This is a genomic window from Streptomyces puniciscabiei (genome assembly GCF_006715785.1).
Classification (GTDB): Bacteria; Actinomycetota; Actinomycetes; order Streptomycetales; family Streptomycetaceae; genus Streptomyces; species Streptomyces puniciscabiei.
In genome coordinates this window covers 85,179-97,992 of record NZ_VFNX01000007.1, presented here as the reverse complement: position 1 = coordinate 97,992, position 12,814 = coordinate 85,179, and the positions used below count along the sequence as shown (strand labels likewise).

13 protein-coding genes are annotated in these 12,814 nt (G+C 72.2%); 4 read left to right on the top strand and 9 right to left on the bottom strand.

The genetic code is table 11. The features are described from left to right. The first annotated feature begins 40 nt into the window (after positions 1–40). The 3 genes from FB563_RS41620 to FB563_RS41610 all read left to right on the top strand — a co-directional run bounded on the left by FB563_RS41620 (position 41) and on the right by FB563_RS41610 (position 2,065). Positions 41–244, top strand: a complete 204-nt coding sequence (locus FB563_RS41620) for a ferredoxin (RefSeq protein WP_055708752.1) — start codon at positions 41–43, stop codon at positions 242–244. Between the two features lie 719 nt (positions 245–963). After that, positions 964–1,314, top strand: coding sequence for an antibiotic biosynthesis monooxygenase family protein (locus FB563_RS41615; protein WP_142219282.1), 351 nt, complete (start codon positions 964–966; stop codon positions 1,312–1,314). Positions 1,315–1,615: 301 nt separating this feature from the next. Then, complete coding sequence (locus FB563_RS41610) at positions 1,616–2,065, top strand: nuclear transport factor 2 family protein (RefSeq protein ID WP_055705677.1); 450 nt, start codon at positions 1,616–1,618, stop codon at positions 2,063–2,065. Positions 2,066–2,161: 96 nt separating this feature from the next. On the opposite strand, the gene FB563_RS41605 is transcribed toward FB563_RS41610, so the two are convergent. The 5 genes from FB563_RS41605 to FB563_RS41585 form a co-directional block, all read right to left on the bottom strand. Continuing rightward, positions 2,162–3,439, bottom strand: coding sequence for a ketosynthase chain-length factor (locus FB563_RS41605; protein WP_079048716.1), 1,278 nt, complete (start codon positions 3,437–3,439; stop codon positions 2,162–2,164). Then, a complete protein-coding gene (locus FB563_RS41600; protein WP_055705675.1) occupies positions 3,436–4,716 on the bottom strand; it encodes a beta-ketoacyl-[acyl-carrier-protein] synthase family protein in 1,281 nt (426 codons plus the stop codon). Before FB563_RS41600 ends, FB563_RS41605 begins: the two co-directional genes overlap by 4 nt. Before the next feature lie 292 nt (positions 4,717–5,008). Continuing rightward, entirely contained in the window at positions 5,009–5,944 is a 936-nt protein-coding gene (locus tag FB563_RS41595; protein WP_055705674.1) for an aromatase/cyclase, read from the bottom strand. 27 nt (positions 5,945–5,971) lie between these two features. Next, entirely contained in the window at positions 5,972–6,766 is a 795-nt protein-coding gene (gene fabG / locus FB563_RS41590; protein WP_055705673.1) for a 3-oxoacyl-ACP reductase FabG, read from the bottom strand. 21 nt (positions 6,767–6,787) lie between these two features. Beyond that, positions 6,788–7,066: an acyl carrier protein gene (locus tag FB563_RS41585; protein WP_055705672.1), complete on the bottom strand. Its 279-nt coding sequence runs from the start codon at positions 7,064–7,066 to the stop codon at positions 6,788–6,790. Positions 7,067–7,352: 286 nt separating this feature from the next. Between FB563_RS41585 and FB563_RS41580 the strand changes: the two genes are divergently transcribed. Then, on the top strand, positions 7,353–7,982 hold the full coding sequence (locus FB563_RS41580; protein ID WP_063797060.1) for a hypothetical protein: 630 nt from the start codon (positions 7,353–7,355) through the stop codon (positions 7,980–7,982). A gap of 43 nt (positions 7,983–8,025) precedes the next feature. Here the strand turns inward: FB563_RS41580 and FB563_RS41575 are convergent, their stop codons facing one another. The 4 genes from FB563_RS41575 to FB563_RS41560 form a co-directional block, all read right to left on the bottom strand. Next, positions 8,026–8,634: a response regulator transcription factor gene (locus tag FB563_RS41575; RefSeq protein ID WP_055705671.1), complete on the bottom strand. Its 609-nt coding sequence runs from the start codon at positions 8,632–8,634 to the stop codon at positions 8,026–8,028. 103 nt (positions 8,635–8,737) lie between these two features. Continuing rightward, positions 8,738–9,991 (bottom strand): sensor histidine kinase, encoded by a 1,254-nt coding sequence (locus FB563_RS41570; protein ID WP_063797059.1) that lies wholly within the window; start codon positions 9,989–9,991, stop codon positions 8,738–8,740. Positions 9,992–10,123: 132 nt separating this feature from the next. Continuing rightward, complete coding sequence (locus tag FB563_RS41565) at positions 10,124–12,421, bottom strand: TOMM precursor leader peptide-binding protein (RefSeq protein ID WP_055705670.1); 2,298 nt, start codon at positions 12,419–12,421, stop codon at positions 10,124–10,126. After that, complete coding sequence (locus tag FB563_RS41560) at positions 12,418–12,783, bottom strand: hypothetical protein (protein ID WP_055705669.1); 366 nt, start codon at positions 12,781–12,783, stop codon at positions 12,418–12,420. The genes FB563_RS41565 and FB563_RS41560 overlap by 4 nt, the downstream gene beginning before the upstream one ends. Positions 12,784–12,814 lie beyond the last annotated feature (31 nt).

Genomic DNA, 12,814 nt, shown 5'->3' with positions numbered 1-12,814 from the left:
GGATCCCGGCGAAGGCCGACGGCGAGGAGGGGTGAGGGAGATGACGAGGATCGAGGTCGATCGCGAGGTGTGCATCGGCGCGGGGCTCTGCGCCTGGAACGCACCCGAGGTCTTCGAACAGGACGAGGAGGGGCTGAGCCGGGTCCGGGCCGGCGCCGGATCCGGGGAGGGACTGGACGAGGGCGCCCTCGAGGAGGCCCGGTCGGCCTGCCCGGCCCAGGCCATCCGCCTCGCAGACGACTGACCTGCCGGCGGCCGTGGCAAGCGGTTCCGAGGTGTGGAGTGGCCGATGCCAACCGCCCTTCAGGGCGCTGACCCGGCCCCGGGGCGGGTGACCTGCCGGCGGTCGAAGTCGATGGGGAGCCGTACCGGCCGAAGCCTCCGTGTCCGCGGTGCCGGCGGGTGGGGGTGCCCGGCATCGGCCCGCCGAGGGTGACGTGGTGTTCCCGGGCGGCGCGTGCCAGGTGGACCAGGGAGTGCGGCCGCCGCCGACCAGGGTGCTCGGCGGGCAGACAGCCCGCGACGCGTCAGGCGGGTGTGGATGCCGGGCAGGGGCCTGGGCGTCGTTCGTGGCGGCCGGGGCGGCGGCCACGTCCGCGATCACGTCGACGCCGTCGGAGGCACCGTCCCGGTGACCTGCGCGGCGAATCCCTTCCAGCGGATGATGCGCCCGTGACGGGCGTGGCGCGCCGTGGTGTCGCAGGGGAAGACGATCGCCGGGCATACGCGCCGACCGTCGCGAACCCGGCGCCACCGCGCGCCCGCGCGAGCCGTGCCGGCCTTCGTCCTGGTCGGGGTCGCCCCTCAGGGTTCGGTGTCGTCCCCAGGTATGACGTGGCTTCGCGCGGTCCGACCGAGGGTGCCCATCGGAACGGGAACTGCGGCTGACTTCACGGCCGGCTTGCGCCGGGACGATGGAACGGTCCCCGGAAAGCAGTACCCGTGCGAGAGGAAGTACCGAAGATGGCCAAGCTGCAGAGCCTGGACCCGATGACGCCGATGTTCGCGCAGTTCAAGGAGAAGAGCGGGCCCATCGTCCTGGCCAACACCTTCTTCGTTCCGAAGGAGAGGACTGAAGCGTTCCTTCCCCTCTTCCGGAGGCAGGCGGAGTACATGAAGGCTCAGCCGGGATTCGTCTCCCTGCGGATGCACAAGGGAACGGCGGGCAGTCAACTCATGATGAACGTCGCGGTCTGGGAGTCGACCGAGGCGCTCGCCACGGCGTTCGGCAGCCCGGAGTTCCAGCGCATGGCCGCCGAGTTCCCCGACGACATCGTGTCGTACCCGCACATCTTCGAGCCGGTCGACGTGTGACACAGCGTGGAGGCCGAGGCCCTCGCCCGCGCACACCGGCTCGACGCCCGGCTGGGCGGCTGCCGCTGTGCTGAGGGGTGAGTGTCCCGACAGCGTGGCGCGGGCGACATCGGCAAGGATCCGGCTCTGTCGCGGGAACGCCCTGGTGCCCAGGCTGTCCGCGCCGGCTTGGGGCGGGGTCGACCGGGCGCCCCGGGTGGTCGATCGGTGGTCGAGGGGCGCACGAGGGACCGCCTGGAAGGTGGGGAGCGGGCCCGGGCCCCGGGTCAGGACCGACGCCAGGAAGCGATGAGGAGTCCCGATGAGCGTGCAGGAGACCCCCCTGCGGGGACAGCAGTCCTCGGTGGAGCTGTACCAGCAGGTCCAGCAGTTCTACGCGCGGCAGATGCAACTGCTGGACAACGGCGAGGTGGACGCCTGGATGCACACCTTCACCGAGGACGGCGTCTTCGCGACGAACGCGCAGCCCGAGCCGACGGTCGGCCGCGAGGCGATCGGGGCGGGCGCGCGCCAGGCGATGGACCACTTCGCCGCGCAGGGCGTCCAGCGCCGCCACCTGCTGGGCACGGTGGCGGTGACCGGGCAGCAGGGGACCACGGTGACCGCACGCTCCTACGTCCTGCTCATGGAGACCCCACGCGGTGGCCGGACGACGATCCTGTGCAGCGCCACGTGCGAGGACGTCCTGGAACTCGGCCCGGACGGGCCGGCCGTGCGGCGGCGTGAGGTCAGCCGCGACGACCTGGTGTGACGGCACGGGACACGGGACACGGCATGCCGGAGGGCCTCTGCGGGCGTCGCCCGCAGAGGCCCTCCGGCATGTGCCGGGGCCGCGCCCCGGCGCGGCTCACAGAGCCGTCACCACGGTGGCCGCGTTGAAGCCGCCCTGCCCCCGGGCCAGCACCAGCGCGGTGCGCAGCGGCAGTTCGCGGGGGGCGTCCGTGACGAGGTCCAGGGCGAGGTGCTCCGGCAGGCCGTCGCCGGTGATGTGCACCGAGGGCGGGATCACGCCGTCGCGCAGCGCCAGCAGGGCGGCGGCCAGATCCAGTGAACCGCCGCCCGCGGCGAGCCGGCCCGTCATGGTCTTGGGCACGGAGACGGGCACGCCGCGCGGCCCGAACAGCGCGCAGATCGCCTCGGCCTCGGCCCGGTCGAGTTCCGGCACCCCGGCGGCGTCCGCGAACACCACGTCGACCGCGTCCGCGCTCAGGCCCGCGTCGGCGAGCGCGCCCTCCGCGGCCCGCCCGAGGCCCGGTTCGCCCCCGCTGCCGGGCCGCGGGTCGAAGGTGGCCGCGTACCCCGCGAGCGCCCCGTAGGGCCGGGCGCCGCGGTCCCGGGCGGCGGCCGCGTCCTCCAGGACGAGGATCGCACCGCCCTCACCGGCCACCTGGCCGCTGGCGGCCGCGTCGAACGGCAGGAACGCGCGGGCGGGGTCGCAGACGATGCTCATGTGGCCGCCGGCCAGCAGCGCGGCCCAGCCCCAGGGGCAGATCGCCCCGTCCACCCCGCCGGTGACGATGTGCCGGCTGCCCTTGCGCAGCTGCCGGCGGGCCTGGGCGACCGCGTCGAGCCCCCCGGCCTGTTCGCTGACGATGACGCCGCTGGGCCCGCGCAGACCGTGCCTGATGGATATCTGGCCGGTGTTGACGGCGTAGAACCAGGCGAAGGACTGGTAGGCGCTGACGTAGCGGCTGCCCTTGCCCCACAGGGCCTCCAGCTCCCGCTGGCCGAACTCGAACCCGCCCGCGGACGCGGCGGTGACCACTCCGGATGCGAACTCCGGCTCGCCGGCCGGGTCGAGTCCGCTGTCGGCGATCGCCTCGTCCGCGGCGGTGAGCGCGAGCCGTGTCATGTGGTCGGTCTGCGGCAGCAGCCGGCTGGGGATGTGCTCGGCCGGGTCGAAGCCGGGGACCTCCCCGGCGAGCTGTGCCGGATACCCGCGGGCGTCGAACCGTGACACCGGCCCGATGCCGCTCTGTCCGGCCAGGGTGGCCTGCCACCAGCGGTCGCGGCCGAGGCCGTTGGGCGCGGCGACGCCCACCCCGGTGAACACCGGGTGGGCGGGGCCTGCGGACGGCTGCGGGGGAGTCGTCCCGGTCGCCCGGGTGCTCGTCGGCGTGCTCATCGGACACTGCCTTTCCGTGTGCCGTCGGGCCTGGTCAGCACCATCGCGCTCTGGAAGCCGCCGAAGCCGCTCCCGACGGTGAGGACCCGTTCGGTGTTCATTTCGCGTGCCGTCAGCGGCGTGTAGTCCAGGTCGCATTCGGGGTCGGGTTCGTGCAGGTTGGCCGTGGGCGGGATCACCCCGTGCTCGATGGCGAGCGTGCTCGCGGCTATCTCCAGCGAGCCGATGGCCCCCAGGGAGTGGCCGATCATCGACTTGATGGAGCTGACCGGGGTGTCGTAGGCGTGCGCGCCGAGGCTCTTCTTGAACGCGGCGGTCTCGTGGCGGTCGTTCTGCTTGGTTCCCGAACCGTGCGCGTTGACGTAGTCGATGGCCGTCGGATCGAGGCGGGCCTGGTCCAGGGCGACCCGGATGGCCTCCGCCATCTCCTTGCCGTCGGGCCGCAGGCCCGTCATGTGGTACGCGTTGCAGCGCGAGGCGAAGCCGGAGATCTCGGCGTACAGATGGGCGTCGCGGGCCCTGGCCCGGCCCAGTTCCTCCAGGACGAACACGGCGGCACCCTCGCCGAGCACGAAGCCGTTGCGGGAGGCGTCGAAGGGGCGCGAGGCGTGCTCGGGGTCGTCGTTGCGCGGCGAGGTCGCCTTGATGGCGTCGAAGCAGGCCACGGTGATGGGGGAGATGGGGGCCTCGGTGGCTCCGGCCACCATGATGTCGGCCGAGCCCTCACGGATCAGCTCGGCGGCATGCCCGACGGCGTCCAGGCCCGAGGTGCAGCCGGTGGAGACCACGGCGGCCGGGCCCTGGGCGCCCACAGCCCAGGCCACCTCGGAGGCGAACGAGCTCGGCACGAAGTGACCGAAGAGGTGCCTGCTGGTGTACTGGTGGTCGACCAGCCACTTACGGCCGCCGTCGCTGACCACGTTGTACTCGGTGTCCAGGGACGTCGTGGCCCCCACCGCACTGCCGACGGTGACGCCGACGCGGTACGGGTCGAGCCCCGCGAAGTCCAGGCCGCTGTCGGCCATGGCCTCCCGGGCGCACACGACCGCGAACTGCGCCGCGCGGTCCATCCGGCTCGTCTCCTGGGGCGACAGGCCCGCCTGCTCGGGGTCGAAGTCGGCCTCGGCGGCGATCCGCGAGCGGAACTGGGACGTGTCGAAGCGGGTGATCGACCGGGTGGCCGTGCGGCCGGACGTCAGCAGTGACCAGAACTCCTTCAGCCCGATGCCGCCCGGCGCGATCACCCCGATCCCGGTGATGACTACGCGTCGTTCCATGTGGCTCCTCCGTTTGCCGGGATGGGCGTGCGGGCGCGGAGTCCTGGGTGTGCCCCCGGCGGATCCCGCAAGCAACTCGACGGTGCACCGGGGGACTCAAACCGTGCTGGAGGGCCGACCCAGCCGGGCCTCGCCGTCACCGGCGCGGGGTTGCGCCGCTGCCTGGAGGAGGGCGGCGTGATGGCCTGCCTGCCGCACCGGACGGGCGGGCGGGGCGGCCGGGGCCGGCGTCTTCCGGGGCGCACGGCGACGGCCCGCGCCGCCTGCGGGCGGGCGGGCCGGAGCGCGGCCGTCAGCGCCTGGCCTCCGCGTAGGCCTTGGCGTGGCCCAGCGTGGCGAGGCTGTTGGTGCTGAGCGCCTCGTGCACGTAGGAGCGCGCGCCGGCGACGGTGGCCCCGGGGCCGAGGACCCGCTCGATGTTGGCCGTGTTGAGGGTCACGGTGTGCTGCGAGGCGGCCCGCACCCCGTCCGGGGTCTCGGTGAACGTCCAGATGCCGGTGTGCACGGTCATCAGCGCGGGCAGGGTGACCTGCTTGTAGGCGATCTTGCCCGGCGGGAAGGTCACCCGGTACGACTTGGTGGTGTGCGTCGAGCCGTCCTTGGCCCTGGTGTCCATCTCCAGGGTCTGCAGGCCCGGCGTGTCCTCGTCGAGCCGGACGCTCGCCACGTGCGGCAGGCGCTCGCTCCACAGGTGAGCCTCGTTGACGAAGTCGTAGACGTCCTTGGCGGCGCCCTGGACGAGTACGGCGTCCTCGAAGGAGAACGTCACGTCCTCGGTCGAGTAGGCCAGTTCGACGTTCTCCTTGAGGGCGGCCAGTTCGGAGCGGGAGTTGCGGTCGACCGCCTCGTCGATCCACCGCAGGCCGGCCGGGTCGTCGTCGATCGCCCGGTAGTCGTGCAGCAGCCGGATGCGGGCCTGGGACGCGGACAGCTCCTCGATGATCCAGGTGCCGCCCATGGCGGCGACCGGAGGCGCGGTGACCTCCTGGCGGAAGGTGATGCGGCGCGCCCCGGGGTCCAGGGTGCGGTGCGAGGTCCAGTTCTTGGCCTCGCCGTTGGCGGTGGCCCAGATCCGGATGCGCTCCTCGCGCTCGCCGCGTTCGACGTGGTCGACGTAAATGGTGGGCGGGAAGATCCGGGGCCAGTTCTCCACCTCGGCGAGCAGCCGGTAGACCACATCGGCCGGCGCCGAGACCGTGATCTCGTGCGCCACTTCACGGATGGTCATCGTCGTCTCTCCTGTCGGGGGTGCGGGTCAGAAGTTGCCGAGGCCGCCGCAGACGTTGAGGGCCTGCGCGGTGATGGAGGCGGCAGTGTCGGAGGCGAGATAGCCGACGAGACCCGCGACCTCCTCGGGGGTGGAGTAGCGGCCGAGCGGGATCTTCGCCTGGAACTTCTCCAGGATCTTGTCCTCGGTGGTGTCGTACGCCGCCGCGTATCCGGCCCGCACCCGCTGGGCCATCGGGGTCTCGACGTAGCCGGGGCAGACCGCGTTCACGGTGATGCCGGTCGGCGCCAGCTCGTTGCCGAGCGCCTTGGTGAAACCGACCACGCCGTGCTTCGAGGCGGAGTACGGGGCGCCGAGGACCACGCCCTGCTTGCCCGCGGTGGACGCGATGTTGATGATCCGTCCGCGCGACTTGTGCCGCATGCCACCGGTGTTCAGCACCGCACGGGTCATCCGGAAGACGCTGTTCAGGTTGGTGTCGATCACGTCCTCCCAGAGCTCGTCGGTCAGGTCGGCGGTGACGCCGCCGCCGGACCGGCCCGCGTTGTTGACCAGGACGTCGACGGTGCCGAACCGGTCCACGGCCGCCTGCACGAACGCCGTCACGCTGTCCGCGGACCGCACGTCGAGCGTCGAGCCGTCCACGTCCAGGCCCTGCTGCTGGAGTTCCTTGACCGTCGCGGCCACGTTCTGGGCGTCGCGCGCACCGATGTACACCCGGTGCCCCTGGGTCGCCAGCAGCCGCGCGACGGCAAGTCCGATGCCGCTCGTCGCGCCTGTGACCAGCGCGGTACGGCTCTCCTGTGTCGTGTGCTGAGTCATGCTCGCCTCCTCGGGCGTCCGTCAGCGGGTGGCGGCCACGGCCTGCTCGCCGAGGTACCGGTTCACGGCCTCGACCAGCAGACGCGGGGTGACCGCCTCGGCGAGCGTGTGGTCGGCGAGCGCGACGCCGTACTCGCGCTCGATGCGGCCGCAGGTCTCCAGGAGCGCGAGCGACTCGTAGCCGAGCACCTGGAACTCGGTGTCGGAGAAGTCGCCGTCGGCGACGCCCTCCTCCTCGGTGCCTGCCGCGGCGTACAGGATGCGTTTGAGGTCGTCCTCGGTGAACTGGAGCTCGGGCATGGGTCCCCCTCCTGGCGGGTTGTTCGGCACGGTCCGTGAATTCGTCACGGGTGCCCGGACGCCGACCATTGGGCCAGAACGGCCTCAAGAAGGACTGGATCGCGCCGAGCGAGCCGGAGCACAACTCGGACGGGTGCGGTGAAAGACCCGTGATTTCCTCATGCTTTCGATGTGATCTGTTCGCTGCCGGAACCGCCGTACGCGGCTCCATACTCAAGGACGCGAGCGGGCCGGTGGGCGGGGCCGCACCTCCGCCGGTACCGCCGCATTCAGGAGGTGGTTGACCGTGACTTTCCACGCGGAAGACGCCCCCCTGCGCATCCACCACCTGTGGTCCCTGCGCGAGGACACGGTGGTCGGCTGGGACGAGGAAGGGCGGACGCTGGTGCTCAGCGGTCCGCAGGGCACGGAGCGGGTCGAGGACCCCGGTCCCGTGGTGGCCGAGGCGCTGCGCCGGATGGAACTCGGTCCCGTGCTGCTCGCCAACCTGCCGCCGCCGGAGGGCCGGACGGTCCCCGGGCACGAGACCTTCGCGGTGGTCCTGTCGGCGCTCCGCGGAATCTCCCACGTGGTGATCAGGACACTGTCCCTGGACGATCTCAGGGGGCCGGTGCTCTCCGTGGTGCCGGTGGGCCGGAGCGCCCGCTTCGCCACCGTCCGGCTGCCGGCGTGGCGCAGGGTGCGGCTGCGGCCCACCGCGACGATCACCGTGCGGGGGGACACCTTCCTGGTGCAGTGCCACACCCTGGGGCACCGGGTGGAGATCCACCGCCCGGAGGCGATGTGGGTGGTGTCGCTGCTGGCCTGGCCCATGACGCCGGAGGCGATGGTCGAGGTGCTTCCGCTGCCCGCCGAGTTGACCCTGGAGATCCTCGGCTATCTGGCGGGGGCCGGGCTGACGGTGGCCGCGCCCTGACGGTATGGCCGCGGGGCGTGCGGCGAGGCGGCGGCGGGGCCGGTCACAGCAGCCAGCCCGAGTCGCGGGCGATGCGGATCGCGTCGACGCGGTTACGCGCGTTGAGCTTGGTCACGGCGGTCGTGAGGTAGTTGCGCACCGTGCCCACGGAGAGCCGGAGGTGTGCGGCGATCTCCTGCGGTTCCGTGCCCTGCGCGGCCAGTTGCAGCACCTCGGTCTCGCGGGTGGTCAGCGGGCTCTCCGCGCCGCCCCAGGCGGCCAGGGCCAGCTGGGGGTCGACCACCCGCTGGCCGGCGACGACACGGCGCACGGCCTGGGCGAGTTCGCCGGGCGGGGCGTCCTTGAGGAGGAATCCCGCGACGTGCGCGGACATCGCCCGGCGCAGGGTGCCGGGGCGGCCCAGGCTGGTGAGGATCAGGGCCCGGCACTCGGGGAGACGCTCGTGCAGGAGTTCGGCCGCGCTGAGGCCGTCGAGGCCGGGCAGGTCGATGTCGATGATGGCCACGTCCGGCCGGTGTTCGCGCGCCGCGCTCAGGATCTCGTCGCCGCGTTCGAGCTCGGAGACCACCTTCAGGTCTTCCTCCAGATCGAGCAGAGCCACCAGCGCGCCGCGGACCATGTGCATGTCCTCGGCCAGCAGGATCCGTATCATCGTCGCTTTTCCCCGTTCCCCCGTCGACTGCATGTGCTGGATGCCACCCAAGCGCATCCGCCGTCGATTTTTTGTCAATACGTCAAGACCGAGCCGTGGTTGCTCACGCGATATTGCCGGCCCGGCCGTACGCCTCCTTGCCGGACGTGCTCCGGCCCGGCAACGGCTCGTCGGCCCGCGCCTCCTGGAGCGGTGCCTCGGCGGTGATCCGGAAGACGTCCGTGCCGGAACCGTCGAGCAGGCGCCGCACGATCAGACGTCCCCCGATGTCCTCCAGCCGCCGCTGGAGGTTGCCCAGGCCGCTGCCGCTGTGCGGCGAGGGGACCTGGTGGCCGGTCACCAGACCGTCGTTGACGATCGTGAGGCGGACCAGACCGTCCTCGACCCGCGCGGAGATCCGGCAGTACGACGCCTTGGAGTGCCGCAGCAGGTTGGTGACGCCCTCCCGCAGCACCGTGGCCAGCACGGTGGACGTCGCCGGTCCCAGCCGCCCGATGGCGTCATGGGTCTCGACGGTGACCGAGACCCTGGCGGCGGCAAGCACCGACTCGGCGGAGGGGAGTTCGGAGTCGAGGTACATCTCCCGGTAACCGCGGGCGACCCGGCGCACATCGGCCAGTGCCTGGCGGGAGATGACGAGTACCTCGTCGACCTCCTCGCGGGCCCTGAGGGGGTTGGCCGGGATGAGGCGGTGGATCAGCTCGTTCTTGAGGGTGATCGCCGAGAGGCTGTACCCGAGCAGGTCGTGCAGGTCCCTGGAGAACCTCAGCTGCTCGTTGCTGACGGCGAGTCGGGCGAGGTCGGTGCGGGCCCGGTGCAACTGGTCGACCAGGCCGGTCAGCCGGCTCAGGCCGTACACCACGAGACCGGTGAGCGCGGTGGTCTGGCACATGTACACCATGTCGACGACCGCCAGGTCGTGCAGGAAGCCGGGGACGAGCAGGCTGAGCGTCGTCAGCCCGTACACCGTCCAGCCCGCCCTGGCCGGCAGGAGCAGCAGCACGGATCCGGCGAAGAAGCCCGCCATCGCCCCCCAGGACACCCCGAACCAGATCAGCGGCAGGTACGACAGGATGCCCTGCGCGGCCAGGGTGAGCAGCTTGGTGCGCGGCCGTGCCGCGGAGGCGCCGGGTGCCGAGTGCACGAGCTGCAGCAGGAACACCAGTATCAGGCAGACCACGGCGAGGGCCAGTTTGTAGGGGCCGAGCCGCTGCGAAAGGATATTGAGAAAGGTGATGCCCAGATAACACGCGAGCGCAGCCACCAGAACGCCGCGGGCGGTTCTGGTGGCTGCGCTGCCGTGGTCCTGGGGCTGGGCGGAATGCGCTGCGCGTTTGGTCGGGTCCGTGCCGTCCATGCCTCGTCCGAGCCCCCCGTCCGTCTCTCAATTCCGGTTCAGATGAAACCGGTGTCATTCTAGGCGGAGTACGGTCAACGGCTGGCGCATTTTGTCTACTCGGTTCTCGTCCAACTGTCCGAAAATATGCGGTCACACGAAGAGAGGGATCGGATTCAGCTGCTCGTACGGTGTAGGGCCGGAGAGGCGTCCGAGCGTGACCGGTACGTCGAAGAGCCTGCCCGGCGCGTACCGGGCCCAGAAGTGCCTGAGCCCCGGCACCATCACCTTGACCACCGGCATTCCGATGTCCGGCCGGGTCTGGTCCAGGACGAGCAGTTCCATGCCCTTGGCGCGGACGAGTTCGGTGACGGCCCGGACGTCGTCGAGCAGGTCGGTGCGCACCACGTAGGTCCAGTGGCCCGGAGTACGCGGCCGGGTGGCCGGATCGGGCGCCAGATACGGCTGGTTGGCGAGCGTCGCCTCGCGCCACCAGCGGACCGGGAGGGGGTCCGTGATGCCGTACCCCTCGCCGGGGCGGCCCGCGCCCACGGCCGGCAGCAGCTGCCCCATCTCGGTGAGCGCCCTGCGCAGCGCGATGGCGGGATCGAAGTGGGCGCCGAAGCCGAAGACGATGTCCTCGGTGGGCCCGTCGGTGCGCCGGGAGAGGGCCACCATCGCGGGGATGCCGAGATCCGAGGTGAGGTCCAGTGCCCACAGCTCCCGGCCCAGCTTCCGGTATCCCTCGCGCAGCCGCCCGATGTACGGCTCGTCGAACGCGTCCAGGTCGATTGCCGGCTGCCGGGTGCGGTTGTACCACCACAGGGCCACCGCGTCCCGCTCCACCAGCTCCAGGAAACCCTGCAGCAGGGCGTCCTCCGGACTGCTGCCCGCCGCGTTGCCGTTGGAGTCGGCGTAGGGCCCGTGCGGGGCCGGGGTGCCGGACGGGAAGTAGAGCATCGACGTGGGCAGGAGCCGCCTGCGCCGCTCGGTCAGGGACCACACGGGGGTCCACTCCACCGGCCGGTTCTCGTCGAAGGGCTCGGGCACGTGGTGGAAGGGCGATCCCGAGCGGTTCCAGCGGTCCCGCTCGCGGAACTGCCGGTCCGCGTACAGCTGGCAGGAGTTGGGGTGGACGGCCTCGTCGCCGAGAGCGCGCAGGGTGTCCACCACGACCGGTTCGTCGCCGTGCCGTGTGCCGCTGTAGCGCTCCACCGCCTCGCACAGCGCACTCGTGCGGGCCTCGGTGTCGGTCAGGCCCTTGCCGCCGCTGAGCGAGCGCAGCCCGGCCAGGCCGTTCTGCCGCATCGCGAGGTTGCGCCCCGAGACGTAGGTGGTGGCGAACTCCGGTGCGCCGGGGGAGGGTTCGAGCACCGGGACGATGCCGGTGACCGGGCTCACCAGGTGCCCGTAGCGCTTCAGCAGCTGGTCGGGACTGAGTGCCCGGTGGCCGCTGCCGCCCTGTCCCGCCTTGGGCCGCGACACGGGGACGAAGGGTGCGGACACGCGCCGCGCCGTCAGCCCGGGGTCCCCGCAGGAGGGGCACTGGGGGACACGGGACACGGCGTGGACCCGGGTCTGCAGGTGGAGGGTGTCGACCGTACGGACGGACCCCTGGTCGGCGTAGCGCAGCCCGGCCAGCCACTTGGCGGCCTCGAGGACCACGCTCTGTGCGGCCAGGGCGCGTCCCGCCGGCAGCGAGGCGGCCGGCCGGCCGAGCGGGCCGTCGAGCCCCAGCGCCTGCTGGAGCGGTGCCTCGTAGCCGCGGTGCTGTGCGAGCCGGGCGGCCAGACACGACCAGCACGGTCCCTCGTCCGCCTGGAAGAACGGGCCGATCCACGGTTCGTAGCCGCACAGCCGGGCGAGCAGCCACGGCTTGCCCGCCGCCCGGTGCTCGACGTCGACCCGCTTCAGCTCCGGGGAGAGGTAGTCGTCGCACAGCACCAGCGTGAGGTCCGCGTCCGTCTCGGTCACCGTGATGCCGGACCCGGCGCCGGCGGCGAGCACCGGTCCTGCGTCCACACCGGCGAGCGGCAGGACGCGGAGCCGGGAGCCGGCGAGCCCCGCCGCCGCCCGGGCGCCGTCGAGGCCCGCCAGGTCCCAGTACGCCTCGGCGACCGGGTCGGTGTCCGTCGCGGCCGGGGCGAGGCGCTCGAAGCGGAGCAGCCCGGCCTCGCTGAGCAGGTGCAGCCCGTGCTGTGTCTCCTCGGCGGTCAGCGCGGGCGCGGCGGCACGCAGGATCTCGGCGAGTGACCGGGTGCCGTCGAGCAGCGGGACGAGCACCTCGGCGAGGGCGCCGCGCAGGGCGGTAACGCCCCGGCGAGAGACCAGGTAGGTCGCCTCGCCGGGGACGTTCGCGGGACGTAGGTGGTGCCTGAACCCCACGAGAGCGGAGCCGTCCTGTAGGGCGGCCGGTCCGGATCGCCGGGGGTGCAGCGATCCGGAAGTCATATCCAGGCCCCCGCGACCGCGTTCCCCTCGACGGCCGCGGGAGCCGCGGTCCATGCACCGGAGGCGTCGGCGGACGCGGCCTGGGCGCAGAACGTGAACAGGGGGTTGTCGGTCGCAGCGGCCTGGGCGCAGAACGTGAACTGGGGGGTGTCGGCCGGAGCGGCCTGGGCGCAGAACGTGAACAGGGGAGTGCCGCCATCGGGTCCGGGGTCCATGGCGTAGGTGTAGGTGAACTGCACGGTGGAGCCGGCGGAGTGGTCGAGGGTCTCGACCACCAGGAGCGGGCGGTTGGTGGCCGTTCCGGTGACGCGCGTCGAGCGCGGGGCGACGAGATCGACGGAAGCGATGGTGGCGTGGCTCATCGGAGAGATCCTGACTGACGTGGTCGGCTGG

Excerpts from the sequence above, each read along its gene's own strand:
- FB563_RS41620 (WP_055708752.1), top strand. The coding sequence starts at position 41 with ATGACGAGGATCGAGGTCGATCGCGAGGTGTGCATCGGCGCGGGGCTC.
- FB563_RS41615 (WP_142219282.1), top strand. The coding sequence starts at position 964 with ATGGCCAAGCTGCAGAGCCTGGACCCGATGACGCCGATGTTCGCGCAG.
- FB563_RS41610 (WP_055705677.1), top strand. The coding sequence starts at position 1,616 with ATGAGCGTGCAGGAGACCCCCCTGCGGGGACAGCAGTCCTCGGTGGAG.
- FB563_RS41605 (WP_079048716.1), bottom strand. The coding sequence starts at position 3,439 with ATGAGCACGCCGACGAGCACCCGGGCGACCGGGACGACTCCCCCGCAG.
- FB563_RS41600 (WP_055705675.1), bottom strand. The coding sequence starts at position 4,716 with ATGGAACGACGCGTAGTCATCACCGGGATCGGGGTGATCGCGCCGGGC.
- FB563_RS41595 (WP_055705674.1), bottom strand. The coding sequence starts at position 5,944 with ATGACCATCCGTGAAGTGGCGCACGAGATCACGGTCTCGGCGCCGGCC.
- fabG (WP_055705673.1), bottom strand. The coding sequence starts at position 6,766 with ATGACTCAGCACACGACACAGGAGAGCCGTACCGCGCTGGTCACAGGC.
- FB563_RS41585 (WP_055705672.1), bottom strand. The coding sequence starts at position 7,066 with ATGCCCGAGCTCCAGTTCACCGAGGACGACCTCAAACGCATCCTGTAC.
- FB563_RS41575 (WP_055705671.1), bottom strand. The coding sequence starts at position 8,634 with ATGATACGGATCCTGCTGGCCGAGGACATGCACATGGTCCGCGGCGCG.
- FB563_RS41570 (WP_063797059.1), bottom strand. The coding sequence starts at position 9,991 with ATGGACGGCACGGACCCGACCAAACGCGCAGCGCATTCCGCCCAGCCC.
- FB563_RS41565 (WP_055705670.1), bottom strand. The coding sequence starts at position 12,421 with ATGACTTCCGGATCGCTGCACCCCCGGCGATCCGGACCGGCCGCCCTA.
- FB563_RS41560 (WP_055705669.1), bottom strand. The coding sequence starts at position 12,783 with ATGAGCCACGCCACCATCGCTTCCGTCGATCTCGTCGCCCCGCGCTCG.